Source organism: Ornithinimicrobium kibberense, assembly GCF_006519705.1.
Taxonomy (GTDB): domain Bacteria; phylum Actinomycetota; class Actinomycetes; order Actinomycetales; family Dermatophilaceae; genus Ornithinicoccus; species Ornithinicoccus kibberensis.
Genome location: NZ_VFXM01000003.1, coordinates 100,149 through 124,751, shown reverse-complemented (window position 1 = coordinate 124,751; position 24,603 = coordinate 100,149). Strand labels below are relative to the sequence as shown.

The 24,603-nt window shown below is 73.6% G+C and carries 22 protein-coding genes, 1 tRNA gene and 1 pseudogene; 19 read left to right on the top strand and 5 right to left on the bottom strand.

Annotated features, from left to right (window positions below; all coding sequences use genetic code 11):
• Window positions 1-71 precede the first annotated feature (71 nt).
• The 6 genes from rbfA (at window position 72) to FJR00_RS03395 (ending at window position 7,527) form a co-directional block, all read left to right on the top strand.
• Window positions 72-548, top strand: coding sequence for a 30S ribosome-binding factor RbfA (rbfA, locus tag FJR00_RS03420; protein WP_141337464.1), 477 nt, complete (start codon window positions 72-74; stop codon window positions 546-548).
• The gene (gene truB / locus FJR00_RS03415; protein WP_141337463.1) at window positions 538-1,470 is read left to right on the top strand and encodes a tRNA pseudouridine(55) synthase TruB; all 933 of its coding nucleotides are present in this window, start codon (window positions 538-540) and stop codon (window positions 1,468-1,470) included. The genes rbfA and truB overlap by 11 nt, the downstream gene beginning before the upstream one ends.
• Before the next feature lie 11 nt (window positions 1,471-1,481).
• Entirely contained in the window at window positions 1,482-2,438 is a 957-nt protein-coding gene (locus tag FJR00_RS03410) for a bifunctional riboflavin kinase/FAD synthetase (RefSeq protein ID WP_075958378.1), read from the top strand.
• 8 nt (window positions 2,439-2,446) lie between these two features.
• Window positions 2,447-3,565, top strand: coding sequence for a rod shape-determining protein RodA (gene rodA, locus FJR00_RS03405; protein ID WP_181409474.1), 1,119 nt, complete (start codon window positions 2,447-2,449; stop codon window positions 3,563-3,565).
• Window positions 3,566-3,627: 62 nt separating this feature from the next.
• On the top strand, window positions 3,628-5,475 hold the full coding sequence (locus tag FJR00_RS03400) for an AMP-dependent synthetase/ligase (RefSeq protein ID WP_141337462.1): 1,848 nt from the start codon (window positions 3,628-3,630) through the stop codon (window positions 5,473-5,475).
• 87 nt (window positions 5,476-5,562) lie between these two features.
• A complete protein-coding gene (locus FJR00_RS03395) occupies window positions 5,563-7,527 on the top strand; it encodes a TIGR03960 family B12-binding radical SAM protein (protein WP_141337461.1) in 1,965 nt (654 codons plus the stop codon).
• Window positions 7,528-7,588: 61 nt separating this feature from the next.
• On the opposite strand, the gene FJR00_RS03390 is transcribed toward FJR00_RS03395, so the two are convergent.
• Together FJR00_RS03390 and serC are read right to left on the bottom strand one after the other, a co-directional pair.
• The gene (locus FJR00_RS03390; protein WP_141337460.1) at window positions 7,589-8,773 is read right to left on the bottom strand and encodes a phosphoglycerate dehydrogenase; all 1,185 of its coding nucleotides are present in this window, start codon (window positions 8,771-8,773) and stop codon (window positions 7,589-7,591) included.
• Window positions 8,774-8,776: 3 nt separating this feature from the next.
• Window positions 8,777-9,856 (bottom strand): 3-phosphoserine/phosphohydroxythreonine transaminase, encoded by a 1,080-nt coding sequence (gene serC, locus FJR00_RS03385; RefSeq protein ID WP_141337459.1) that lies wholly within the window; start codon window positions 9,854-9,856, stop codon window positions 8,777-8,779.
• A gap of 169 nt (window positions 9,857-10,025) precedes the next feature.
• Here serC and FJR00_RS03380 point away from each other — a divergent pair, with 169 nt between their 5' ends.
• From FJR00_RS03380 to FJR00_RS03350, 7 genes are all read left to right on the top strand, one after another.
• Window positions 10,026-10,814: a TIGR03936 family radical SAM-associated protein gene (locus FJR00_RS03380; protein WP_141337458.1), complete on the top strand. Its 789-nt coding sequence runs from the start codon at window positions 10,026-10,028 to the stop codon at window positions 10,812-10,814.
• A 348-nt stretch (window positions 10,815-11,162) separates the two neighbouring features.
• Window positions 11,163-13,970 carry a ribonuclease E/G gene (locus FJR00_RS03375; RefSeq protein ID WP_238330280.1) on the top strand — a complete coding sequence of 936 codons (2,808 nt, stop codon included), beginning with the start codon at window positions 11,163-11,165 and terminating at the stop codon, window positions 13,968-13,970.
• A gap of 165 nt (window positions 13,971-14,135) precedes the next feature.
• A complete protein-coding gene (gene rplU / locus FJR00_RS03370) occupies window positions 14,136-14,450 on the top strand; it encodes a 50S ribosomal protein L21 (protein WP_141337456.1) in 315 nt (104 codons plus the stop codon).
• A 45-nt stretch (window positions 14,451-14,495) separates the two neighbouring features.
• Entirely contained in the window at window positions 14,496-14,762 is a 267-nt protein-coding gene (gene rpmA / locus FJR00_RS03365; RefSeq protein WP_075958372.1) for a 50S ribosomal protein L27, read from the top strand.
• Window positions 14,763-14,891: 129 nt separating this feature from the next.
• Window positions 14,892-16,397, top strand: coding sequence for a GTPase ObgE (obgE, locus tag FJR00_RS03360; RefSeq protein ID WP_075958371.1), 1,506 nt, complete (start codon window positions 14,892-14,894; stop codon window positions 16,395-16,397).
• An 84-nt stretch (window positions 16,398-16,481) separates the two neighbouring features.
• Window positions 16,482-17,606, top strand: a complete 1,125-nt coding sequence (gene proB, locus FJR00_RS03355; RefSeq protein ID WP_075958370.1) for a glutamate 5-kinase — start codon at window positions 16,482-16,484, stop codon at window positions 17,604-17,606.
• A 73-nt stretch (window positions 17,607-17,679) separates the two neighbouring features.
• Window positions 17,680-18,963: a glutamate-5-semialdehyde dehydrogenase gene (locus FJR00_RS03350; RefSeq protein ID WP_141337455.1), complete on the top strand. Its 1,284-nt coding sequence runs from the start codon at window positions 17,680-17,682 to the stop codon at window positions 18,961-18,963.
• Here the strand turns inward: FJR00_RS03350 and FJR00_RS03345 are convergent.
• Complete coding sequence (locus tag FJR00_RS03345; protein ID WP_141337454.1) at window positions 18,951-19,964, bottom strand: glycosyltransferase family 2 protein; 1,014 nt, start codon at window positions 19,962-19,964, stop codon at window positions 18,951-18,953. The two genes, FJR00_RS03350 and FJR00_RS03345, sit on opposite strands and share 13 nt — an antisense overlap.
• Before the next feature lie 38 nt (window positions 19,965-20,002).
• On the opposite strand from FJR00_RS03345, the gene FJR00_RS03340 reads away from it, so the two are divergent.
• The 6 genes and pseudogenes from FJR00_RS03340 to FJR00_RS03315 all read left to right on the top strand — a co-directional run.
• Complete coding sequence (locus FJR00_RS03340) at window positions 20,003-20,230, top strand: hypothetical protein (protein WP_141337453.1); 228 nt, start codon at window positions 20,003-20,005, stop codon at window positions 20,228-20,230.
• Between the two features lie 14 nt (window positions 20,231-20,244).
• Window positions 20,245-20,817 (top strand): nicotinate-nucleotide adenylyltransferase, encoded by a 573-nt coding sequence (gene nadD / locus FJR00_RS03335; protein WP_237770208.1) that lies wholly within the window; start codon window positions 20,245-20,247, stop codon window positions 20,815-20,817.
• Window positions 20,814-21,200: a ribosome silencing factor gene (gene rsfS, locus FJR00_RS03330; protein WP_075958367.1), complete on the top strand. Its 387-nt coding sequence runs from the start codon at window positions 20,814-20,816 to the stop codon at window positions 21,198-21,200. The genes nadD and rsfS overlap by 4 nt, the downstream gene beginning before the upstream one ends.
• Window positions 21,197-21,850: a histidine phosphatase family protein gene (locus tag FJR00_RS03325; RefSeq protein WP_141337452.1), complete on the top strand. Its 654-nt coding sequence runs from the start codon at window positions 21,197-21,199 to the stop codon at window positions 21,848-21,850. Before rsfS ends, FJR00_RS03325 begins: the two co-directional genes overlap by 4 nt.
• A gap of 142 nt (window positions 21,851-21,992) precedes the next feature.
• Window positions 21,993-22,065: transfer RNA gene (locus FJR00_RS03320), tRNA-Ala, on the top strand.
• Between the two features lie 124 nt (window positions 22,066-22,189).
• A pseudogene (locus tag FJR00_RS03315) lies at window positions 22,190-23,338 on the top strand (MFS transporter); the annotation flags it as partial.
• On the opposite strand, the gene FJR00_RS16200 reads toward FJR00_RS03315, so the two are convergent.
• Entirely contained in the window at window positions 23,328-23,816 is a 489-nt protein-coding gene (locus FJR00_RS16200; protein WP_158068667.1) for a type II toxin-antitoxin system PemK/MazF family toxin, read from the bottom strand. The pseudogene FJR00_RS03315 and the gene FJR00_RS16200 overlap by 11 nt on opposite strands.
• Window positions 23,813-24,577 (bottom strand): IclR family transcriptional regulator, encoded by a 765-nt coding sequence (locus FJR00_RS03305; protein WP_141337450.1) that lies wholly within the window; start codon window positions 24,575-24,577, stop codon window positions 23,813-23,815. Before FJR00_RS03305 ends, FJR00_RS16200 begins: the two co-directional genes overlap by 4 nt.
• Window positions 24,578-24,603: the final 26 nt, after the last annotated feature.

Below are 24,603 nucleotides of genomic sequence, written 5' to 3'. Positions count from 1 at the left end.
AGGATGGTCGGGCCCGTGCCGCCGAGGACCCGTCCGGCACGCCCCGACCCACCGCCGACCCAGGAGGACCCATGGCAGACCAGGCCCGCGCCCGCCGCATCGCCGAGCGCATCAAGCAGCTGGTGACGCAGGGACTGTCCCAGGTGGTCAAGGACCAGCGGCTCGGTTTCGTGACCGTCACCGACGTGCGCGTGACCGGCGACCTGCAGCACGCCAGCGTGTTCTACACCGTCCTGGGCGAGGAGGAGGACCGGGCGACCGCCGCGGAGATCCTCGAGGCCTACCGGGGCCGGCTGCGCTCGTTCGTGGGGCGCGGCCTGGGGATCCGGCTGACCCCCAGCCTGGAGTTCATCCTCGACGCCCTGCCCGAGGACGCCGCCCACATGGACGAGCTGCTCCGTCAGGTGGCCGAGCGGGACGCCGAGCTGGCCCGCCAGCGGGCCGCCGCGGGCTACGCCGGGGAGCCCGACCCCTACCGCCGGCCGGCCGACGAGGACGGGGACGACGCGGACGAGCGACCGGGCGACCTGCCGGCGGATGACCGCTGAGGGTGTCGGCGACGGCCTGCTCGTCGTCGACAAGCCCGCCGGCTGGACCAGCCACGACGTCGTCGCCCGCGCTCGTCGCCTGTGCGGCACCCGCCGGGTGGGGCACGCCGGCACCCTGGACCCGATGGCCACCGGCGTCCTCGTGCTCGGGGTGAACCGGGGCACCAAGCTGCTCACCTTCCTGGTCGGCCACGACAAGGGGTATGCCGCCACCGTGCGCCTGGGACGCTCCACCGTGACCGACGACGCCGAGGGGGAGACCACGGGCGGGGCCGACGCGGGCGACCTGGACGACGCCCGGGTGCTGGAGGCCGTCGCCGGCCTGACCGGGGCGGTGCAGCAGGTGCCCAGCGCGGTGAGCGCGGTCAAGGTCGACGGTCGCCGGTCCTACGCCCGGGTCCGCTCCGGCGAGGAGGTCGAGCTGGCGGCCCGGCCCGTGACCGTGCACCGCTTCGAGGTGCTGGGGCGCCGGGACGTGGTCCTGGAGGACGGCCACCGGGTGGTGGACCTGGACGTGGAGGTGGAGGTGTCCTCGGGCACGTACGTGCGGGCGCTGGCCCGCGACCTGGGGGCCGCCCTCGGGGTCGGCGGGCACCTGACCGCCCTGCGGCGCACCCGGGTCGGCGGCTACACCCTCGACCGGGCGGTGACCCTGGACCAGCTCGACCCGGACACCGGCGACGGCCCGTCCGCCCACCTGCTCGACCTGGCCGCCGCGGCCCGCGCCGCCCTCGACGTCCGGCAGCTGGACGAGGCCGAGGCCCGGGCCCTCGGCTACGGCCAGCGGGTCCCCTCGGCCGTCCCCGGGCGCACCTCCCCGGTGGCGGCGGTCGGGCCCGACGGCACCCTGGTCGCCGTCCTCGACGAGAGCGGCCCGACCGCCCGGGCGCACGTGGTCCTGGCCCCCGCCGGGCAGAAGTAGAGTAGGCGCCCGTGCACCGCTGGACGAGCCTGGACCAGGTCCCCCCCGACCTGGGCCCCACCGTCGCCACCCTGGGCAACTTCGACGGCGTGCACCGGGGGCACCGGGCCGTCCTGGAGACCGTCGTCGCCACGGCCCGGGAGCGCGGGCTGGCCTCGGTGGCGGTCACCTTCGACCCCCACCCCGTGGCCGTGCTGCACCCCGAGCGGGCGCCCCAGGAGATCACCGGCCTGGACCACCGGCTCGACCTGCTGGCCGGGCTCGGGCTCGACGGCGTCGTCGTCGTGGAGTTCACCCGGGAGTACGCCCTGCTGACGCCCGAGGACTTCGTCGTGCAGACCTTCGTCGACGGGCTCCGCTCCCGGGTCGTCGTCCTCGGGCAGGACTCGCGCTTCGGCCTGCACAACAGCGGCGACGTCGGCACCATGCGCGAGCTGGGCCGCCGGTACGGCTTCGAGGTGCTCGTGCAGGGCACCGTGGGGGAGCAGGAGCAGGGGCGGCGCACGTGGTCCTCCACCGCCCTGCGGGAGGCGATCCAGACCGGGGACATGGAGACCGCCACCGAGATCCTGGACCGGCCGCACCGCGTCTCCGGCGAGGTGGTGCACGGGCACCACCGCGGCCGGGACCTGGGCTACCCGACGGCCAACCTCAGCACCGACAGCGAGGGGATGGTGCCCGCCGACGGCGTCTACGCCGGCTGGCTCGAACGGCCGTCGCTGCCGGCGGACGACCCGGACCACCGCCTCCCCGCCGCCATCTCGGTCGGCTCCAACCCCACCTTCGACGACGTCGAACGCACCGTGGAGGCCTACGTCCTGGACCGCGACGACCTCGACCTCTACGGGGAGACCGTCGCCGTCGACTTCGCCCTGCGGCTGCGCGGCAACGACCGCTTCGAGACCGTGGACGACCTGCTGTCGCAGATCGCCCTCGACGTCGAGCGCACCCGCACCCTCCTGGGCTGACCCCGGGTATGGCGTCGCGCGCCCTGGCGGCCCGGCTCGCCCGGGCGGACTGGGGCCTGATCGTCGCCGCCGGCGGGCTCTCGCTCGTGGGCACGCTCCTCGTGTGGTCCGCCACCCACGAGCAGGTCGGCCCCGCCCTGGCCGTGCGGCATCTGGTCACCACGGCGGTCGGCGTCGCGGCCGCCCTCGCGGTGCTGCTGCTGGACGTCCGCCGGCTGCGCGCACTGGCCCCGGTGGCCTACGTCGGCGGGGTGGCCGGTCTGTTGCTCGTGCTGACCCCCCTGGGGCAGACCGTCAACGGGTCACGCTCCTGGCTCTTCCTGCCCGGCGGCTTCTCCCTCCAGCCGGCCGAGCTGGCCAAGATCGGCCTCGTCCTCGGCCTGGCCGTCATCCTGGCCGAGGGGCGGGACCGGTGGCGCCCGCCCCGGGCCCGGGAGGTGCTGCTGGCCTGGGCGCTGGCGGGGCTGCCGGTGGTGCTCATCCTGCTCCAGCCGGACCTGGGCAGCGCCCTGGTGCTGGGGATGCTGACCGTCGGGGTGGTCGCCGCCTCGGGCGCGTCCTGGCGGTGGACGACCGCAGCCCTGGCCGGCACCGCCGCCGCCGTCGTCGCCGCCGTGCGCGTGCCCCTGCTCGACCCCTACCAGGTCGACCGGCTGCTGGCCTTCCGGGACCCGTCCCTGGACCCGCTGGGCATCGGCTACCAGACCCGGCAGGTGCGGCTGGCGATCGCCTCGGGGGGCTGGGACGGGGCCGGTCTGGGGCAGGGGCCCCACACCCAGGGCGGTTTCGTGCCCTTCCAGCACACCGACTTCATCTTCTCCGTGGCCGCCGAGGAGCTGGGCCTGCTGGGCGCCGGCGGCCTCCTGCTGCTGCTGGGCTTCCTGGTGCTGCGCGCCCTCGTCGTGGCCCTGCGCTGCGAGGACCCCTTCGCCCGGCTCGTGGCCGTGGGGGTGGCGAGCTGGTTCGCCTTCCAGATCGTGCAGAACGTGGGGATGAACCTGGGGCTGCTGCCGGTCACCGGTCTGCCGCTGCCGTTCCTGTCCTACGGCGGCTCCTCGATGCTGGCCTGCTGGGTCGCGGTCGCCCTCGTCTCCGCCGCGCAGCAGGACGGGTGTGGGGGTCGCTGACGCCGGGGCGGCGGCGTGACAGAATCGGCCCCAGCCCGTGCCAGCCGACGAAGGAGTTGACGATGGCCCGATCTGCGACCGACGAGAAGGTCGACCGGAGCATCATCGAGAACCGCGCCCCCAGCGTGGGACACATGTTCCGCGAGCGAGTCCAGGCCCTGCCGCAGGGCGAGGCGTTCCGTCACCCGGTCGGGGACGGGTGGGAGTCGCTGACGTGGAGCCAGACCCGGGACCGGGCCTACGCCCTGGCCGCCGGACTGGTCGAGCTGGGCGTGCAGCCGGAGGAGCGCGTCGCGCTGATGTCCTCCACCCGCATCGAGTGGGTGCTCTCCGACCTGGCCGTCATGTGCGCCGGAGCCGCCACCACCACGATCTACCCGACCACGATCACCGAGGACGTGGCCTACATCGTGGCCGACTCCGGGAGCCGGGTCGTCATCGCCGAGGACGACGAGCAGGTCGCCAAGCTGCGTGAGCGGGCCGGCGAGCTGGGCGAGGTGCTCAAGGTCGTCGTGGTCGACGGCCAGGGCGACGGCGAGCACGTCATGAGCTTCGCCGAGCTCGAGGAGCTCGGGCGCGGCCGGCTCGAGCGCGAGCCCGACGTCGTGGACGCCCGGATCGACGCCCTCACCCCCGAGCACCTGGCCACCATCATCTACACCTCCGGCACGACCGGACGCCCCAAGGGGGTGCGGCTGCCGCACTCCGCGTGGACCTACGAGGCCGCCGCCGTGGCCTCGATCGGCATCCTCAGCCAGGACGACGTGCAGTACCTGTGGCTCCCGCTGGCGCACGTCTTCGGCAAGGTGCTGCTCGCCCTGCCGCTGCAGATCGGCTTCCCGACCGCGGTCGACGGGCGGCCGGACAAGATCGTCGAGAACGTCGCCGTCGTGCAGCCGACCTTCATGGGGGCCGCGCCGCGGATCTTCGAGAAGGTCTACGGCAAGATCACGACGATGATGATGGACGAGGGGGGCGTCAAGGCGAAGCTGTTCACCTGGGCCTCCGGGGTGGGCAAGGAGGTCGGGGAGATCCGGGCCGCCGGCGGTCAGCCGGGCGGCCTGCTGGCCACCAAGTACCGGTTGGCCGACAAGCTGGTCCTCAGCAAGATCCGGGGCCGCTTCGGCGGCAAGGTCCGGTTCTTCATCTCCGGCTCGGCCGCGCTCAACACCGACGTCGCCCGATGGTTCGACGCCATGGGGCTGCTCATCCTCGAGGGCTACGGCCTCACCGAGACCAGCGCAGCCTCCTTCGTCAACCGGCCTGCGCCGGGAGGCTACAAGTTCGGGTCCGTCGGCTGGCCGCTGCCGGGGACGGAGGTGCGGATCGCCGAGGACGGCGAGATCCTGCTCCGGGGCCCGGGCGTCATGGAGGGCTACCACCAGCTGCCCGAGGAGACCGCAGCCAGCCTCGACGCGGACGGGTGGTTCGCCACCGGCGACATCGGCGAGGTCGACGAGCTCGGCTTCCTGACGATCACCGACCGCAAGAAGGACCTGTTCAAGACCTCCGGCGGCAAGTACGTCGCACCGTCGTTGATCGAGTCCCGGTTCAAGGGGATCTGCCCTTACGCCAGCCAGCTGATCGTCGAGGGCGACGGGCGCAAGTTCGTCTCCGCGCTCATCACCCTGGAGCCCGAGGCGATCTCGGCGTGGGCGGCCCAGAACGGCATGGCCGGCGACTCCTACCACCAGATCGTCACCTCGGACAAGGCCCGGGAGATGGTGCAGGGCTACGTCGACGAGCTCAACTCCCAGCTCAACCGGTGGGAGCAGATCCGCGAGTTCCACATCCTCGATCACGACCTGTCGGTCGAGGAGGGCGACCTGACCCCGAGCATGAAGCTCAAGCGCAAGGTCGTCACGACCAAGTACCGCGACAAGCTCGACGAGTTCTACGCCGAGAGCTAGGACACGCCGCGTCCAGCCGCCGCCGCCGGGGGAACCCCCGGCGGCGGCGGCTTTCCAGGCCGGGCGTCGCTGCATACCCTGGACCGCATGTCCTCGCCCTCGCGCCCCCCGACCCGTGCCCGCGGAGCCTCCGTCCTGGCCGACCTGGAGCCGCTGCTGGAGCAGGTGAGCAAACCGGTCCAGTACGTCGGCGGCGAGCTCAACTCCCAGGTCAAGGACTGGGACTGCGGGGGCGAGCACACCGTGCGCTGGGCCCTGATGTACCCCGACGCCTACGAGGTCGGTCTGCCCAACCAGGGGGTGATGATCCTCTACGAGGTCCTCAACGAGCAGCCCGAGGTGCTGGCCGAGCGCACCTACGCGGTGTGGCCGGACCTGGAGGCCCTCATGCGGGAGCACGAGGTGCCCCAGTTCACCGTCGACGCGCACCGGGCGGTCGGCGACTTCGACGTGCTGGGTGTCAGCTTCTCCACCGAGCTTGGCTACACCAACATGCTCACCGCCCTCGACCTGGCGGGCATCCCCCTCCACGCCCGCGACCGCACCGAGGAGCACCCCCTGGTGATCGCGGGCGGCCACGCCAGCTTCAACCCCGAGCCGGTCGCCGACTTCGTCGACGCCGCGGTGGTCGGCGACGGGGAGGAGGCTGTGCTGGCCGTCTCGACCATCCTCCGCGGCTGGAAGGAGGCCGGACGGCCCGGTGGCCGCGAGGGGCTGCTGCTCCAGCTGGCCGCCACGGGCGGCGTCTACGTCCCGGCGTTCTACGACGTCGACTACCTGCCCGACGGGCGCATCCAGCGGGTCGTCCCCGCCCGGCCCGGGGTCCCCTGGCGGGTCGCCAAGCACACGGTGATGGACCTCGACTCCTGGCCATACCCCAAGCAGCCGCTGGTGCCGGTCACCGAGTCGGTCCACGAGCGGATGAGCGTGGAGATCTTCCGCGGCTGCACCCGCGGGTGCCGCTTCTGCCAGGCGGGGATGATCACCCGGCCGGTCCGGGAGCGTTCCATCACCGGCATCGGCGAGATGGTCGAGCGTGGGCTGGCGGCCACCGGTTTCGAGGAGGTCGGGCTGCTCTCGCTGTCCTCGGCCGACCACTCCGAGATCGCCGAGGTCACCAAGGACCTGGCCGACCGCTACGAGGGCACCCAGACGGGGCTGTCGCTGCCCTCGACCCGGGTGGACGCGTTCAACATCGAGCTGGCCAACGAGCTGACCCGCAACGGGCGCCGCTCCGGTCTGACCTTCGCCCCCGAGGGCGGCAGCGAGCGCATGCGCAAGGTGATCAACAAGATGGTGACCGAGGAGGACCTCATCCGCACGGTCGCCGCGGCCTACGCCGCCGGGTGGCGCCAGGTCAAGCTCTACTTCATGTGCGGGCTGCCGACCGAGACCGACGAGGACGTCCTCCAGATCGCCGACCTGGCCAAGCGGGTCATCGAGACCGGTCGGGAGGTGTCGGGGCACCGGGACATCCGCTGCACCGTCTCCATCGGCGGCTTCGTGCCCAAGCCGCACACCCCCTTCCAGTGGGCCGCCCAGCTGGGTGCGGACGAGACCGACGCCCGGCTGGCCAAGCTGCGGGAGGCGCTGCGCTCGGACCGCCGGTACGGGTCGGCGATCGGGTTCCGCTACCACGACGGCCAGCCCGGCATCGTCGAGGGCCTGCTCTCACGGGGGGACCGCCGACTGGGTGCGGTGATCGAGCAGGTCTGGCGCGACGGCCAGCGGTTCGACGGCTGGAACGAGCACTTCTCCTACGACCGCTGGATGGCCGCGGCGGAGCGGGGCCTGTCGGGCACCGGGGTGGACGTCGCCTGGTACACCACCCGGGAGCGTGGGCAGCACGAGGTGCTGCCCTGGGACCACATCGACTCCGGCCTGGACAAGGAGTGGTTGTGGGAGGACTGGCTGGACGCCCTCGACGAGCGCGAGGTCGAGGACTGCCGGTGGACGCCGTGCTTCGACTGCGGCGTCTGCCCGCAGATGGACACCGAGATCCAGATCGGCCCGACCGGCCGGAGGCTCCTGCCCCTGTCGGTGGTGCGCTGACCCGGCGCCCTGCCGCCCGTGGGATCCGGTGCTGCCGCGTCGGATCCCACGGCCCGGTCGCCTACAGCTTGCGCGCCCGGACCACGCCGTCGATGGCCAGGATGGACTGCTTGAGGTCGTCCATCACCTCGCCCTCGACGTCGACGAGGGTGTAGGCGTACTCGCCCCTTGACCGGTTGGTGAACTCGGCCACGTTGAGCCCCGCCTCGCCCAGGACCCCGGTGATCTGGCCGATCATCGTGGGGCGGTTCTGGTTGAAGATCCCCAGCCGGGTGGTCCCGGGCGTACGGGCCATGACGACCTCGGGGAAGTTGACCGAGTTGCGGATGTTGCCGTGGAGCAGGAAGTCGGAGAGCTGGTCGACCGCCATGACGGCGCAGTTGTCCTCGGCCTCGCCGGTCGAGGCTCCCAGGTGCGGCAGGGCGATGACCTTGGGGTGGATCGCCCCGGCCTCGGTGGGGAAGTCGTTGACGTAGGCGTGCAGGTGCCCCGAGTCGAGCGCCTCGAGGACGGCGGCCTCGTCGACGACACCGCCGCGGGCGAAGTTGAGGATCACCCCGCCCTCGGGCATGAGGGAGATCCGGTGGGCGTCCACCAGGCCCCTGGTGCCCTCCACCAGCGGGACGTGGGGGGTGACCATGTCGGAGCGGGAGAACAGCTCCTCCACGCTGGTGACCTGCTCCACCTGGGGGGAGAGCTGCCAGGCGCGCTCCACCGTGATCGCCGGGTCGTAGCCCAGGACCTTGAGCCCGAGCGACTGGGCGGCGTTGGCCACGAGCACGCCGATGGCGCCCAGCCCGACCACGCCCAGGGTGCGCCCCGGCAGCTCGAAGCCGGCGAACTGCTTCTTGCCCGCCTCCACCTGCTTGTCGAGGTCCTTGCCGGACAGCGCCCGGCCCGCCACGAGGTCACGGGTGTAGTCCGCGGCGTGGTAGAGGTTGCGCGCCGCCAGCAGCATCCCGGCGATGACCAGCTCCTTGACCGCGTTGGCGTTCGCCCCGGGGGTGTTGAACACCGGGATCCCCCGGGCGGCCAGCCGGTCCACGGGGATGTTGTTCGTGCCCGCTCCGGCCCGCGCGACGGCATACACGGAGTCGGGGATCTCGACCGAGTGCAGGTCGGCCGACCGGAGCAGCAGGGCCCGGGGCTCGGCGATGTCGGTCCCGATGTCGAAGACGTCCCGGTCGAGCCGCTGCAGCCCGACGGGGGAGATGGCGTTGAGGGTCTGGATCGCGAAGGTGCTCATGGGTCAGCCGTTCTTCCGCTCGAACTCGGTCATGAAGTCGACGAGGGCCTGCACGCCCTCCAGGGGCATGGCGTTGTAGATGCTCGCCCGCATCCCCCCGACGCTGCGGTGCCCCGCGAGCCCGGAGAGCCCGGCCTCGGCCGCCTGCGCCACGAACGGCTTCTCCAGGGCGGGGTCGGGCACGAGGAAGGGCACGTTCATCCACGAGCGGGCGGCCGGCTCGACCGGGTTGCGGTAGAAGTCCGAGGCGTCGATCGCCCCGTAGAGGAGGTCGGCCTTGGCCTGGTTGCGCCGGGCCATGGCCTCCACGCCTCCCTGCTCCTGCACCCACTCCAGGACCAGGCCGACCAGGTACCACGCGAGCGTCGGCGGCGTGTTGAGCATCGAGTCGGCCTCGGCCATGGCGGTCCAGTCGAGCACGGAGGGCACGTCCGGACGCGCGCGGCCCAGCAGGTCCCGGCGCACGAGGACGACGACGATCCCGGAGGGGCCCAGGTTCTTCTGCGCCCCGGCGTAGACCACGCCGAAGCGACCCACGTCCAGAGGGCGGGACAGGATCGTCGAGCTGGCGTCGGTGACGAGGGGCACCTCGCCGGCGTCGGGGACGTAGGGGAACTCGACACCGCCGATGGTCTCGTTGAGGGTGTAGTGCAGGTAGCCGGCGTCCTGCGGCACCTCGAACGACCCCTGGGCCGGCACCGAGGCGTAGTTGGAGTCCTTCTCGTCGGCCAGCACCTGCACGTCGGTGAACCTGCGGGCCTCGCCGATCGCCTTCTTCGACCACGATCCGGTGTTGAGGTATGCCGTGCGCGCGCCCGGCGCGGTGAGGTTGAGGGGGACGGCCGCGAACTGCCCCGTGGCACCGCCCTGGAGGAAGAGCACGGCGTAGTCGTCCGGCACGGAGAGCAGCTCGCGCAGGCGCCGTTCGGCGTCCGCGGCGATCGCCACGAACTCGGGGGACCGGTGCGACATCTCCATGACCGACATCCCGGACCCTCCACGGTCCAGGAGCTCGGACTGGGCGCGCTCGAGGACCTCGAGCGGCATGGTGGCGGGGCCGGCGGAGAAGTTGAAGACGCGCACGGGGCTTCCTCGGGTCGGGGTGGTAGGGGGGGGCGACCGCAGCTCAGCCCGGGGCTGCGCTCCGGTCCGGCCTCGACGTCGAGAGCCGGCTCTACCGTACCGGCACGCCCGTCCGCCGCCGACACCGCGGTCGTCCCGGGCCAGCCGCGGGCGGCTACCCTGGCGGCCCATGGCCGCGCGACGTCTGCCCGAGGGACCGGCACCCGATCCTGCCGTGATGCGGCTGCGGGTGCGCTACGCCAAGCGCGGTCGGATGCGGTTCACCTCCACGCGGGACTTCCAGCGGGCGCTCGAGCGGGCCGTCCGCCGGGCGGGGCTGCCCGTGGCGTTCTCCGCCGGGTTCCACCCGCACCCGAAGATCTCCTACGCCAACGCCGCGCCGACGGGTACGGCCAGCGAGGCCGAGTACGTCGAGGTCTCGCTCACCCGTCGGGTCGATCCCGACGAGGTGGTGCAGGTGCTGGACGAGGCGCTGCCCGACGGTCTCGACGTCGTGGAGGTCGCCGACGCCGCCTCCCTGCCCGGTGCCCTGGCGGACCACCTGCAGGGCAGCCTGTGGGCGCTGCGGCTGCGCGGCTACACCGGTTCCGGCGGCGGCGGGCCGTCGTCGGCCGACGGGGCGGTGGACCCCCGGTCGGTCCGGCAGGCGGTCGAGGCCGTGCTGGCGACCGAGGAGCTGACCGTGACGCGCATGATGAAGAAGGGTCCGCGCGAGCTGGACGTCCGGGCCGCGGTCCTGGGGATGGAGGTCGCCGGGGGCCCGGTCGCGGCGGTCCCGGCAGGCCCGGGGGACGTGGTCGTCCTGGCAGCCGTCCGCCACACCGTGCCCACGGTCCGTCCCGAGGAGCTCTGGACGGCCCTGTCCCGGGCTGCCGGCACCGACCTGCCCCGGCCGCTGGCGACCCGCCTGCGCCAGGGCCCGGTCGTGGGCGACCGGGTGGTCGACCCGCCGGGGTAGCCGCGGGAGGACCCGCCGCACCACCCGCCACGCCCGGTCGACGGTGGGGCTGCCCGGGGTGTCTGTGCGATACTGACCGTGGTCGGGCAGGTCACCACACCGCTGCCCGTCCCGGTGCGAGTCCCCTCGCTGTGCGGCATCCTGTGCCGGCACGCGACGCCGTCGTGATGATCGAGCCGACTCCCACCGCCCCCACCGGTGCCGCGCCAGCCGCGCGAACCGCGTGGGTGAACTGGACGACTTCCGTCCGAGCCCAGCAGGGCTGGACGAACTGCACCCGCGCCGCGCGGGAAGTGGGTCCTACCCGGACCCGGTGTGGACTCCCCGGGCGGCCCAGAAAGGCACAGCGTGTCCGAGGAGACCAGCACCCCCGGTGAGGAACGCGCCCCCGACGGGGCCCAGACCCCCGACGACCGGGCCGCCCGGCTCGCGGAGATCACCGCCGAGCTCACCGCCAGCTCCCAGGAGCAGGCCGGCCCGTCGCCGGAGGCGGAGCAGCCGCCCCAGGCGGAGACCGAGGCGGAGACCGAGGCCGAGGACGACGAGCCCGCCGGGGACGACGAGCCCGCCGCGGACGAGGTGGAGGACGACGAGCCAGCCGTGGACGAGGCCACCGAGGACGAGGGCGATCCCGGGCAGGACCAGACCCAGCCGCAGCGGGTCGAGCGGCCCTCCTTCGGCGTCGTCTTCCAGGCGCCCGACCTGTCGGACATCCCCCGGCGACGTTCACGACGGGCCACCTCCGGCGTGACCACGCCGACCGACCGGCCGGAGGACGAGGAGAGCGCCGAGGACGCCGGGCAGGGCGAAGGAGCCTCGGGCGGAGCCGGGTCCCGGTCGCGGACCGGGGCGGACGAGGGGGACGGTCCGGAGCAGGACGGCGGGACCGAGGACGACAACGGCCGTGGGGGTCGTCGTCGCCGCCGCGGTGGCAAGGGCCGCCGCGGCCGACCCGGTTCGGACCAGGGCGACGGGGACGGCAGCGAGGAGCCTGACGCCGACGACGGCGAGGACGAGCGCGGGACGGATGCCTCCGGTCCGGACGCGGACGACGACCAGGGAGCTGGCGGCCGACGCCGCTCCCGCAGCCGCAGAGGACGCCGTTCCGGCGGCGGGTCCGGCGGGGGCGAGGACCGGGCGTCCGACGAGAGCGACCAGGGATCCGCGGCGTCGGCCGAGGAGCAGGACGACGAGCAGGACGGGGACGACGGGAACGGCGGGACCCGCCGCCGTCGGCGTCGTCGGCGCAGCGGGGAGTCCGGATCCTCATCCGGATCCTCATCCGGGTCCGGCGAGCGGTCCGCCCGGGACGAGGTCTCCTCGGTCAAGGGGTCGACGAGGCTGGAGGCCAAGCGTCAGCGCCGGCGCGAGGGCCGGGAGGCCGGGCGGCGCCGGACGATCATCACCGAGGCGGAGTTCCTCGCCCGTCGGGAGAGCGTGGACCGCGTCATGGTGGTCCGGGGTCTGGCGGACCGCACCCAGATCGCCGTGCTGGAGGACGGGGTGCCGGTCGAGCACTACGTCTCCCGGTCGGCCCAGAGCACCATGGCCGGCAACGTCTACCTGGGCCGCGTCCAGAACGTGCTGCCCAGCATGGAGGCGGCCTTCGTCGACATCGGCAAGGGGCGCAACGCCGTCCTGTACGCCGGCGAGGTGAACTGGGACGCTGCCGGGCTCGAGGGCAACCAGCCCAAGCGGATCGAGAATGCGCTGAAGTCGGGGGAGTCGGTCCTGGTCCAGGTGACCAAGGACCCGATCGGGCACAAGGGTGCCCGGCTGACCTCCCAGATCTCGCTCCCCGGCCGTTACCTGGTCTACGTCCCCGGCAACTCCATGACCGGGATCTCCCGCAAGCTGCCCGACACCGAGCGGGCCCGGCTGAAAAAGATCCTCAAGGAGGTCGTCCCCTCCGACGCGGGCGTCATCGTGCGCACCGCCGCGGAAGGTGCCTCCGAGGCCGAGCTCCGTGCCGACGTGGAACGGCTCACCGCGACCTGGGAGCGCATCCAGGCCAAGGCCAAGGGTGCCAACGCACCCGCCCTGCTCCATGGCGAGCCCGACATGACCGTCCGGGTCATCCGCGACGTCTTCACGGAGGACTTCTCCAAGCTCGTGGTCTCCGGCGACGGCGCCTGGAGCGAGGTCAAGCGCTACATCGACGAGGTCGCCCCTGACCTGGCCGACCGGGTCGAGAAGCACACCGGGTCGACCGACATCTTCACCGCCTACCGGGTCGACGAGGCGATCGCCAAGGCCATGGACCGCAAGGTCTGGCTGCCGTCCGGCGGGTCCCTGGTCATCGACCGCACCGAGGCGATGACCGTCGTGGACGTCAACACCGGCAAGTTCACCGGGTCCGGCGGGAACCTCGAGGAGACCGTCACCAAGAACAACATCGAGGCGGCCGAGGAGATCGTCCGCCAGCTGCGGCTGCGGGACATCGGCGGCATCATCGTCATCGACTTCATCGACATGGTGCTGGAGTCCAACCGCGACCTGGTCGTGCGTCGGCTCCTGGAGTGCCTGGGCCGTGACCGGACCAAGCACCAGGTCGCCGAGGTCACCTCGCTGGGGCTGGTGCAGATGACGCGCAAGCGGGTGGGGTCCGGGCTCATCGAGGTCTTCTCCGAGCCCTGCGCACACTGCTCCGGCCGTGGCGTGGTCGTGCACACCGAGCCGGTGGCCACCCGCGGGGGCGGGCAGGACGACAGCTCCGGCGGCAACGGCGGTCGCCGCGGCCGCGGAAAGGGCCGGTCCGGTTCGAACGGCAACGGTGTGGGACAGGAGAGCCGCAACGTCCTCCCGCCGCCCAACCCCAACGGCCCGACCCCGGCCCAGATCGCCGCCGCGGCCCACGCCGCGGCCCTGCACGCCGGTGCTCCGGCGCCGGCCGCGGACGCGGCCGCCCGGGCGGCGGCCGAAGAGGTGACCGCCGAGGAGGTGACCGCCGACGCCGTGACCGACGTGGAGGTGGCCGTCGAGGGGGTGACCGACGTGGAGGTTGCCGAGAACGTCCTGCAGCAGCCCGAGCCCGCGCCCGAGCCCGAGCCCGCCCCGCAGCCGCGGCGGCGCCGTCCGCGCGGACGGGTGGTGGCCCCGGCGGGTCCGCCCACCGGCGCGGAGGCCGTCACCGTCGTCGACCCCTCCGAGGAGTGAGGGACGACATCCACCGGTTTTGTCAGCACGCCCGGGCCAGGGTAGGCTGGTGCGTCGGTTCGCCCCGTGATCGGGACGGGTCTGGTAGACGTCGCCCCGGCGGCGCCTCGACCCGGTCCAGCGGGAGCTGCATACCCCTCCACGACTGCAGGAAGTGAGTTGAACGTGTACGCGATCGTCCGTGCTGGCGGCCGCCAGGAGAAGGTCTCCGTCGGCGACGTCCTGACCATCGACAAGGTCCAGGGCAACGGCAACGCCGGGGACACCGTGGAGCTCGCTCCCGTGCTGCTCGTCGACGGGTCCACCGTGACCACCGACGCCGAGACCCTGAGCCGGGCCGTGGTCCGCGCAAAGGTCATGGCGGCTGTCAAGGGCCCCAAGATCATCATCCAGAAGTACAAGAACAAGACCGGTTACAAGAAGCGGCAGGGCCACCGCCAGCCGCTGACCAAGGTCAAGATCACCGCGATCGACGCCTGAGGCGCCGGCGCACCGCCCACCCCGTCCTTTCCCAGGAGACTTCAGATGGCACACAAGAAGGGCGCGTCCTCGTCCCGCAACGGTCGGGACTCGAACGCGCAGCGTCTCGGCGTGAAGCGCTTCGGCGGCCAGGTCGTCGGCACCGGTGAGATCATCGTCCGTCAGCGCGGCACCCACTTCCACCCCGGTGAGGGGGTTGGCCGCGGCGGCGACGACACCCTGTTCGCCCTCGTCCCCGGAGTGGTGGAGTTCGGCTCCAAGCGGGGCCGCAAGACCGTCAACATCGTCGCGCGGGAGACCGCCGACGCCTGACGCGCGACGCGTCACGACGCCTGACGAGACGACGCCGGAGGGGCCCAGCGCCCCACCGGCGTCGTTCGCTTTCCCCGCCGGCCTCCCTGGCGGCCTTCCTGTTCGTCCCCCTGCTGAGAGGATCGGTCCATGGCCAACTTCGTCGACCGTGTCGTGCTGCACCTGCGGGCCGGGAACGGCGGCCACGGCGTCGCCTCCGTGCACCGCGAGAAGTTCAAGCCGCTCGGCGGGCCGGACGGCGGCAACGGCGGGCGCGGCGGGGACATCGTCCTGCGGGTCGACCCCTCCGTCACCACGCTCATCGACTACCACCACGGCCCCCACCGCAGCGCGCCCAACGGCCGTCCGGGGGAGGGTGACGAGCGCAACGGCGCCCAGGGGGAGGACCTGGTCCTGGCCGTCCCCAGCGGCACCGTGGTGACCACTCGTTCCGGGGAGGTGCTCGCCGACCTCGTCGGCGACGGGGCCGAGTACGTGGCCGCGCGCGGCGGTCGGGGCGGCCTGGGCAACAAGGCCCTCGCCTCGGCCCGGCGCAAGGCCCCCGGCTTCGCCCTGCTCGGCGAGCCGGGGGAGGAGGCCGAGGTCGTCCTGGAGCTGAAGACGCTCGCTGACGTGGCTCTCATCGGGTTCCCATCGGCCGGGAAGTCCTCCCTCGTCAGCGTGCTCTCGGCCGCCCGCCCCAAGATCGCCGACTACCCGTTCACCACCCTCGTGCCCAACCTCGGCGTGGTCACCGCCGGCGGTGAGCGGTTCACCGTCGCCGACGTGCCCGGGCTCATCCCGGGCGCCAGCGAGGGCAAGGGGCTGGGACTGCAGTTCCTGCGTCACGTCGAGCGCTGCCACGTGCTCGTCCACGTGATCGACTGCGCGACCCTCGAGCCGGGACGGGACCCGTTGACCGACCTGGAGGTCATCGAGGAGGAGCTGGCGGCCTACGTCCCGCACGGTCGTCTCGGCGGGATCCCGCTGGCCGAGCGCGTGCGGGTCGTGGTCCTCAACAAGGCCGACGTGCCCGAGGCGCGCGAGCTCGCCGAGATGGTCCGTCCGGACCTGGAGGCGCAGGGGTACGAGGTGCACGTCGTGTCCGCCGTGGCGCACCAGGGGCTCAAGGAGCTGACCTTCTCCCTCGCCGCCCACGTCCGTCGGGCCCGGGAGGAGCAGCTCGTCGAGCAGCCGGCCCGCGTCGTCGTGCGACCGCGTGCCGTGGACGAGACAGGCTTCACGGTGCGTCGGGAGAACACCCCGGACGGCGAGGTCTTCCGGGTGCTGGGCGACCGACCGACCCGCTGGGTGCGCCAGACCGACTTCACCAACGACGAGGCGGTCGGCTACCTGGCCGACCGGCTCAACCGGCTCGGGGTGGAGGAGGAGCTGCTCAAGGCGGGGGCGGTCTCCGGCTCCACCGTGCTCGTCGGGCCCGAGGACGACGCGGTCGTCTTCGACTGGGAGCCCACGGTGAGCGCGGGGGCCGAGCTGCTGGGCCAGCGGGGCAGCGACCTGCGGCTGGAGGACCGCGCCCGGCCGACCCGTTCGGAGAAGCGGGAGGCCTTCCACGAGAAGATGGACGCCGCGGCGGCGGCCCGCGAGGAGCTGGCCGCGGAGCGTCGCGCCGGAAAGTGGACCGAGGAGGACTGAACCCGGACCGGGCGGGCCCGGTGCGCCGTCGGGAGGACGACGCACGATGCATGAGTATGCACGGTCGTGGATTAGTATCCTGTCATGGCCCTCTCCGTCGACCGCAGCGTCATCCGCGACGCCCGCCGGCTCGTGGTCAAGGTCGGTTCGTCCTCCCTGACCAGCCCCACCGGTGGTCTGGACGGGTTCCGTCTGCAGGCGCTCTCGACCGCCCTGGCCCGGCAGGCCCTCTCCGGGGTCAGGGTGGTCCTGGTCTCCTCCGGGGCGATCGCGGCCGGCATGGGCCCGCTGGGGCTGACCCGGCGCCCCAAGGACCTGGCCACCCAGCAGGCGGCGGCCAGCGCGGGGCAGGGCCAGCTCATGGCGGCCTACACCAACGCCTTCACCCTGCACGGGGTCCGGGTCGGGCAGGTCCTGCTGACCGCCGACGACATGCACCGTCGCAGCCACTACGTCAACGCCTCGCGCACCCTCGAACGGCTCCTGGAGCTGGAGGTGGTGCCGATCATCAACGAGAACGACACGGTGGCCACCGACGAGATCCGCTTCGGCGACAACGACCGGCTGGCCGCCCTCGTGGCCCACCTCGTGGACGCCGACGCGCTCCTGCTGCTGTCCGACGTGGACGCGCTCTACGACGGCCATCCGACGGAGCCCGGGAGCCGCCCGATCCGGACGGTCACCTCCGCGGAGCAGATCGCCGCGGTCGACATCTCGGGCGCCGGGTCCGCCGTGGGCACCGGCGGCATGGCCACCAAGGTGGCCGCCGCCCAGATGGCCACGGAGGAGGGCGTCAGCGTCCTGCTCACCAGCGCCGACAAGGTCACCGCGGCCCTGTCCGGCGACGAGGTGGGGACCCTGTTCGTCCCCACCGGCAGCAAGAGTCCGGCCCGCCGGCGATGGCTCGCGCACGCCAGCAGCGCGACCGGTCGGATCGTCCTGGACGACGGTGCGGTGGATGCGGTCGTCTCCCACCGCACCTCCCTGCTGCCCGTGGGGATCACCCGCATCGAGGGCCGGTTCACCGCCGGGGACACCGTCGACCTGTGCGACGACAGGGGCCTGGTCGTGGCCCGCGGCCTCGTCGGCTACGACGCCGAGGAGCTGCGGCCCCTCGTGGGTCAGCGGCTGGCGCGCGGCCCGCGGCTGCGCAACGGCGCACCCGCACCCCGCCCCGTCGTCCGCCGGGACGACCTGGTCGTCCTCTGACGACACCGGCCGGAAGCCTTCCCCACCACCCACCGCACCGACGCATGGACCCACAGACCAAGGAGCAGTCCCCATGAGCACCCCCATCGCCCCCGAGGTCGTCGACCACGTCCACGAGGTCGCCCGCCGGGCGCGCAGGGCCTCGCGTCAGCTGGCCCAGCTGACCCGGGGGGAGAAGGACGCGGCCCTGCTGGCCCTCGCCGACGCCGTGGACGCGGCCACCGCCGCGGTGGTGGCGGCCAACGGCGAGGACCTGGACCGCGGCCGCGCCTCGGGCCTGTCCGAGAACCTCCTGGACCGGCTCACCCTCGACGCGGACCGGGTCCACGCGGTCGCGGACGCGCTGCGGCAGATCGCCACCCTGCCGGACCCGGTGGGCGAGGTGGTCCGCGGCTCGACCCTGGCCAACGGCCTGCAGATCCGGCAGGTGCGCGTCCCGATGGGGGTCGTGGGCATGATCTACGAGGCTCGGCCCAACGTCACCGTGGACGCCGCCGGTCTGGGGCTCAAGAGCGGCAACGCGGTCATCCTCCGGGGCGGATCCGCCGCCTCCTCCACCAACGCCGCCCTGGTCGGCGTGCTGCGGTCGGCGCTCGAGGCGCAGGGGCTGGACCCCGACGCGGTCAACCTGCTCTCCGAGGGCGGGCACGACGCCGCCCGCGCGCTGATGACGGCCCGGGGCCTCGTCGACCTGGTCATCCCCCGGGGCGGTGCCAGCCTGATCCGGACGGTGGTGACCGAGTCCACCGTCCCGGTCATCGAGACGGGGGTGGGCAACTGCCACGTGTACGTCGACGGCTCGGCCGACGCCGACATGGCCGTGCGCATCGTCACCAACTCCAAGACCCACCGCCCGTCGGTCTGCAACGCCGCCGAGTCGCTGCTGGTGCACCGGGACGCCGCCGCACGGGTCCTGCCGGGGGTCATGGCCGAGCTCGCGGCAGCAGGTGTCACGGTGCACGGCGACGAGGACACCAGGGGGTATGCCGAGACCGCCGGCGCCCGCTGGGTCCCGGTCACCCCGGAGGACGACGACACCGAGTTCCTCTCGCTGGACATCTCCGCCCGGGTGGTGGACGACCTGGACGCGGCGATCACGCACGTGCAGGAGCACACCAGCGGGCACACCGAGGCGATCGTCACCGCCGACCGGGACGCCGCACGGCGGTTCACGGCCGAGGTGGACGCCGCCGCCGTGCTGGTCAACGCCTCGACCCGGTTCACCGACGGGGGCGAGTTCGGGTTCGGCGCCGAGATCGGCATCTCGACGCAGAAGCTGCACGCCCGGGGACCGATGGCCCTGCCCGAGCTCACGACGACCAAGTGGGTCGTCGAGGGCGACGGTCAGGTGCGCTGAGACGGACGCCCGAGCGGCTCGTCGGCGGGCTCGGCGAGGGAGTCGTAGGCCACGTAGTAGGACGGTCGGCGCTGCAGGGTGGCGTAGATGCGGCCGACGTACTCGCCCATGACGCCGAGGCTGAGCAGCTGCAGCGCGCTGAACCCGGCGACGATGACGACGGTCGAGGTCCACCCGGCGACCGTCTGGCCGCCCAGCTTGGCGACGAGGGCGTAGCCCAGGAGCCCGAGGGCCACGAGGAAGCCGACCAGCCCGAACCAGGTGGCCAGCCGCAGCGGGGCCGCGGAGAAGCCGGTGACCGAGTCCACCGTGAGCCGCAGCATCCGGGCGAGCGGGTACTTGCTCGTCCCCGCGGCCCGCTCGGCCCGCACGTAGCCCACCGTCGTGGCCGGGAAGCCCAGCGCGGGCACCACCAGCCGCAGCACGCGGTGGTCCTCCGGCAGCGCGTTCACCGCCTCCACCGTGGCCCGGGACATCAACCGGTAGTCCCCGGCGTCGTCCGGGGCGCCCCCGGCCCCGAGGGCTCGCATCAGGGCGTAGTAGACGCGGGCCGTGGACCGCTTGAACACCGAGTCGGACGAGCGGTCCGTGCGGACGCCGTAGACCACGTCGACGTCCTGGTCGCGGGCCGCCCGCAGCATCTCGGGCACGACCTCGGGCGGGTCCTGCAGGTCCGCGTCCAGGGTGACCACCCAGTCGCCGCGCGCGGCGACCAGGCCGGCGGACAGGGCCGCCTGGTGGCCGGCGTTGGCCCGCAGCCGCAGCACCCGCAGCTGGGGCCAGGTCCGTCGGGCCGCCTGGAGCAGCACGGGGGTGGTGTCCCGGCTGCCGTCGTCGACCGCGACGACCTCGTAGGGCTCGCCCAGGCCGTCCAGCACGCCGCGCACCCGCTCCACGAACAGCGGCAGCACCTCGGCCTCGTCGAACATGGGGACCACGACCGACAGCGTCGGCGGCACGGCGCCGTCCCCGGCGGGACGGGGGCTCGCAGGTGCGGACATGGCTCCACTGTAGGTGGCCTGCGGGTACAGTGGCCCGCATGACGTCTGTGCCTTCCCAGCTGCTGGCCGCCTCCGAGGAGGAGGGGGGCCACCACGTGGTCAACGAGCTGCTGTTCGACCCCATCTGGTTCGGGGTCATCGCCCTGGCGATCTTCCTGGGCCTGCTCGGCCTCCTGTGGTCCTTCCGCAACACCCTCGCGCTCGACCCGCACGGCGTCGCCGAGGGGCACGACCCGGACAGCGCACGCGGCTCCAGCGCGCACTGATGCGCCTGGGGGTGATGGGTGGGACCTTCGACCCCATCCACCACGGGCACCTCGTGGCCGCGAGCGAGGCGGCCCACCTGCTCGACCTCGACGAGGTGGTGTTCGTTCCCACCGGCCAGCCCTACCGCAAGGACGCCGCGGAGGTCAGCGCACCTGAGCACCGCTACCTCATGACGGTCGTGGCGACCGCCTCCAACCCGCGGTTCACGGTCAGCCGCGTGGACGTCGACCGGCCCGGGCCGACCTACACCCGGGACACCCTGCGCGACCTGCGCAGGCTCCGCCCGGACGACGAGCTGTTCTTCATCACCGGCGCCGACGCCCTCGGGCAGATCCTGTCCTGGAAGGGGGTCGACGAGCTGTGGGAGCTGGCCCACTTCGTGGGGGTCACCCGCCCCGGCCACGACCTGACCGACAGCGGACTGCCGCAGGACAAGGTGACGCTCCTCGAGGTGCCGGCCATGGCCATCTCCTCGACCGACTGCCGTGAGCGGACCGCTGCCGGGGAGCCGGTGTGGTACCTCGTCCCGGACGGCATCGTCCAGTACATCCACAAGTACGCCCTGTACCAGGAGGAGACCCCGTGAGTGCCACCCCCCGTGCCACCCCCCGGGCGGTGGAGCTGGCGCAGGCCGCCGCCGCCGCCGCCCAGGACAAGCTGGCGCGCGACGTCGTGGGGCTGGACGTCTCCGGCCAGCTGGCGCTGACCGACGTCTTCGTCATCGCCTCCGCGCCGAGCGAGCGCCAGGTCGGCGCGGTGGTCGACGCCGTGGAGGACCGGCTCAAGGAGCTCGGTGCCAAGCCGCTGCGCCGCGAGGGACAGCGGGAGGGCCGCTGGGTGCTCCTCGACTTCGGTGACATCGTCGTGCACGTCATGCACAGCGAGGACCGCGAGTTCTACGACCTCGAGCGGTTGTGGAAGGACTGCCCCACGGTCGTGCTTCCCCCGGCCCCGGCCGACGAGGCGTGAGCCGGCGGCCGCCCCGTCGGGTGGTGGTCTGGCGGCACGGCGAGACGGAGCACAACGCCGGCGGGATCTACCAGGGCCAGCTGGACAGCCACCTGTCCGCGCGGGGCCGCCGACAGGCCGCGGCAGCGGCCGCCCGCCTGGCCGAGCGTCCGGTGGCCCGGCTGCTCTCCAGCGACCTATCGCGGGCGGCAGACACCGCCGACGAGCTGGCCGCGCTCACCGGCCTGCCCGTGGAGCACGACGCACGGCTGCGCGAGATCCACGTCGGCCGCTGGCAGGGGCTGGCGCACACCGAGGTGCTCGCCCGGTTCCCGCAGGCCCTCGCGGCGCTCGACCGCGGGGAGGACCCGGTCCGTGGGGAGACGGGCGAGCGGGTGGCCGACGTCCAGGTGCGGGTGCGGGCCGTGTTCGAGGAGCTGCTCCCCCGGCTGGGGCCGGGGGAGACCGCGGTCGTGGCCACCCACGGCATGGCGAGCCGGGCCCTGGTCGCCGACGTCGTCGGCCTGTCCGCCCGGCAGGCGTGGCTGTCGCTGGTGGGGCTGCACAACTGCCACTGGGCCGAGCTGGTCGAGCACCGCACGGGCTGGCGCCTGGAGTCCTGGAACGTGGGCGTGGGCCCTCCCGGACCCGCCTCGGTCTCCGACCGCTGACCTGGGCCCGCCCCGGGGCCGCCCCGGGGACCGGCGCGGACCCCGGCACGCAGGCGGGAGGCCCCGGCACCGCCCGTGACCTGCGATTTGGGAAATGTCGACCGGGCTGGGTATTGTGTTCCAGTCCTCAACGGGGCCCTTCGGGGCTGTGGCGCAGTTGGTAGCGCACCTCCATGGCATGGAGGGGGTCAGGGGTTCGAATCCCCTCAGCTCCACCGTGGACGGAAGGCCGTCTCCCAGCCGGGAGGCGGCCTTCTGGCTGTCGGGTCCCGCCGGCAGGCCGACGGGTCGGCCCCGGGCCGGGAGCAGCGGACGGACCCGACCGGACAGGAGGGACGCATGGACGGCGGGCCGTCGGGGACGGTGCCCTTCCGGCTCCGCGACGTCGCGCTCGCGGCCTTCCTGCCGACCGTCGTCAGCGGTACCGGGCACGCCGCCCTCCTGCCGGTGCTGGCCCTCCTCGCCCGCGACCTGGGTGCCGGCGTCGGCCAGGCCGCCCTCGTCGTGGCCCTGCTGGGGGTGGGCAGCCTGCTGACCTCGCTGCCGGCCGGGGCCCTCGTGGCACGGGTGGGGGAGAGGCGGGCCCTCGTGGGGGCGGGCGTGGTCGACGCCGCCGCCATGGTCGTCGCCGCCACCGCCCCGTCGGTCCCGGTGCTCGCCGGCGCGGTCGTCCTCAGTGGCGCCAGCTGGTCGGTCTTCCTCCTGGCCCGGCAGGGCTTCCTCATCTCGGTGGCGCCCGCCCACCTGCTCGCGCGGGCGATGTCCACGCTGGGCGGCAGCCACCGGGTCGGCGCCTTCCTGGGGCCGGTGGCCGGGGCCGGGCTGCTGGCAGCCACCGGGTCGCTGCGGTCGGTCTTCTGGATGGCCGCGGCCCTGGCTCTGCTCTCGGGGCTGGTCGTGCTGCTCGTCCGCGACGTCGGCACCCGTGCCGACCCGGTGCCCGCCGCCCGGCCCACCGTCGGGTCGGTCCTGGCCGCGCACCGGCACGTGCTGCTCACCCTGGGCAGCGCCGTGGTGGTGATCGGGGCCGCCCGGTCGCTGCGCGCGACGGTGCTGCCGTTGTGGGCCGACCACGTCGGCATCTCCGCCGAGGTCACCTCACTGGTCTTCGGCGTAGCGGCCCTGGTGGAGATCGCGCTGTTCTACCCCGCCGGCTGGCTGATGGACCACGCGGGGCGCACCGTCGTGGCCGTCCCGGTCGTGGCCACGATCGGCCTGGGCGTCAGCCTGCTGCCCCTGGCCGGGGGACTGCCCGCCTTCGTCGCCCTGGCCGTGCTCATGGCCGTCGGGAACGGCATGGGCTCGGGCATCGTCATGACCCTGGGGGCCGACACCGCCCCTGCCGAGGGCCGGTCGCAGTACCTGGGCGGCTGGCGGCTCGCCGGAGACCTGGGCAGCTCGGGCGGCCCGCTCATGGTCGCCGGCCTGGCCGCGATCGTCCCGCTCGGCACGGCCTGCGTCGTCACCGGCCTGAGCCTCATGGCCGGGGCGGCGTGGGTCCGTCACTGGGTGGCGCGGGCGGACCGGCGTCGGCGTCCCGCCGCAGGCCCAGCTCCGGCAGGTGCCGGGCGGCCTCGTCCAGGACGTGCTCGAAGACGTGCCGGTCGACCGACGCCCCGGTCCGCCGCACCGCCGCCGACGGGAGACGCAGCAGACGGTTGACGCGCACCTCGCTGGGCCGCCGGTACCGGTCCCAGGCACCCGTGCCGATGTCCGTCCAGAGCCTGCCCTCGGCCGCCTCCTGCTCCTCGTCCAGGTCGTGGTCGCGGCTGGTCAGCTGCAGGGCCAGCAGGGTGTCGTCGGCGCGTCCCAGGACCAGGACCGGCCGGTCCTTGCCCCGCTGCGGCTCCTCCTCGAACGGCACCCAGGCCCACACGACCTCCCCGGGGTCGGCCCGGTCGTCGGCCACCGGCGCCCACCCGACCTGCGGCGGGTCGTCGCCGGTGGCGCCGTGCGCGTCGGTCACGACCCGCGGGCCCGGCCGGCCAGGTCCTGGGCCACCCTGGTCAGGTTGGCGACCACCCGTCGGGCCTCCTCCTGCGTCATCCGCTCCGTGGGACCGCTGACCGACAGCGCCATCCGGCCCCCGTGCAGGTCGACCGGCACGGCCACGCAGCGCACCCCCAGCTCCTGCTCCTCGTCGTCCACGGCATACCCCTGCCCCCGGACCCGCTCGAGCTCCTCCTCCAAGGCCTCCGCCGAGGTCAGGGTATGGGGCGTGCGCGCCTCGAGCGGGACCGTCGCCAGGACACGCCCCGCCTCCTCCGGCGGGAGCCCGGCGAGCACCACCTTGCCGACGGCGGTCGAGTGGACCGGCACACGCCGGCCGACCTCGGCGAAGATGCGCAGGGTGTGGGGCGAGGGGGACTGGGCCAGGTAGACCATGCGTTCCCCGTCGAAGGCGGCCAGGTTGGCCGTCTCCCCGGTGGCCTCGACCGCGGCCCGGAGCGCCGGGGCGGCCAGGACGGACAGCTCGCGGGAGGCGGCGTCCCCGAGCAGCAGCGCGCTCGGCCCCAGCCCGTAGCGGCGGTCCGGGTCCTGTCGCACCCACCCGCGGCGGGCCAGCGCCGCGAGGAGGCGGTGGACGGTCCCCGTCGGCAGGCCGGTCGCCCGGGCCACCTCGGTGACACCGAGCGTCCCCGGGTGCCCCGCGAGGGCCTCGAGGATGGCCAGGGTGCGGTCCACCGACTGCACGCCGCGCCCCCGTCCGGCCTCCTCCAGCGTCATGGGGCCACCCTATCGGCGACACCCGC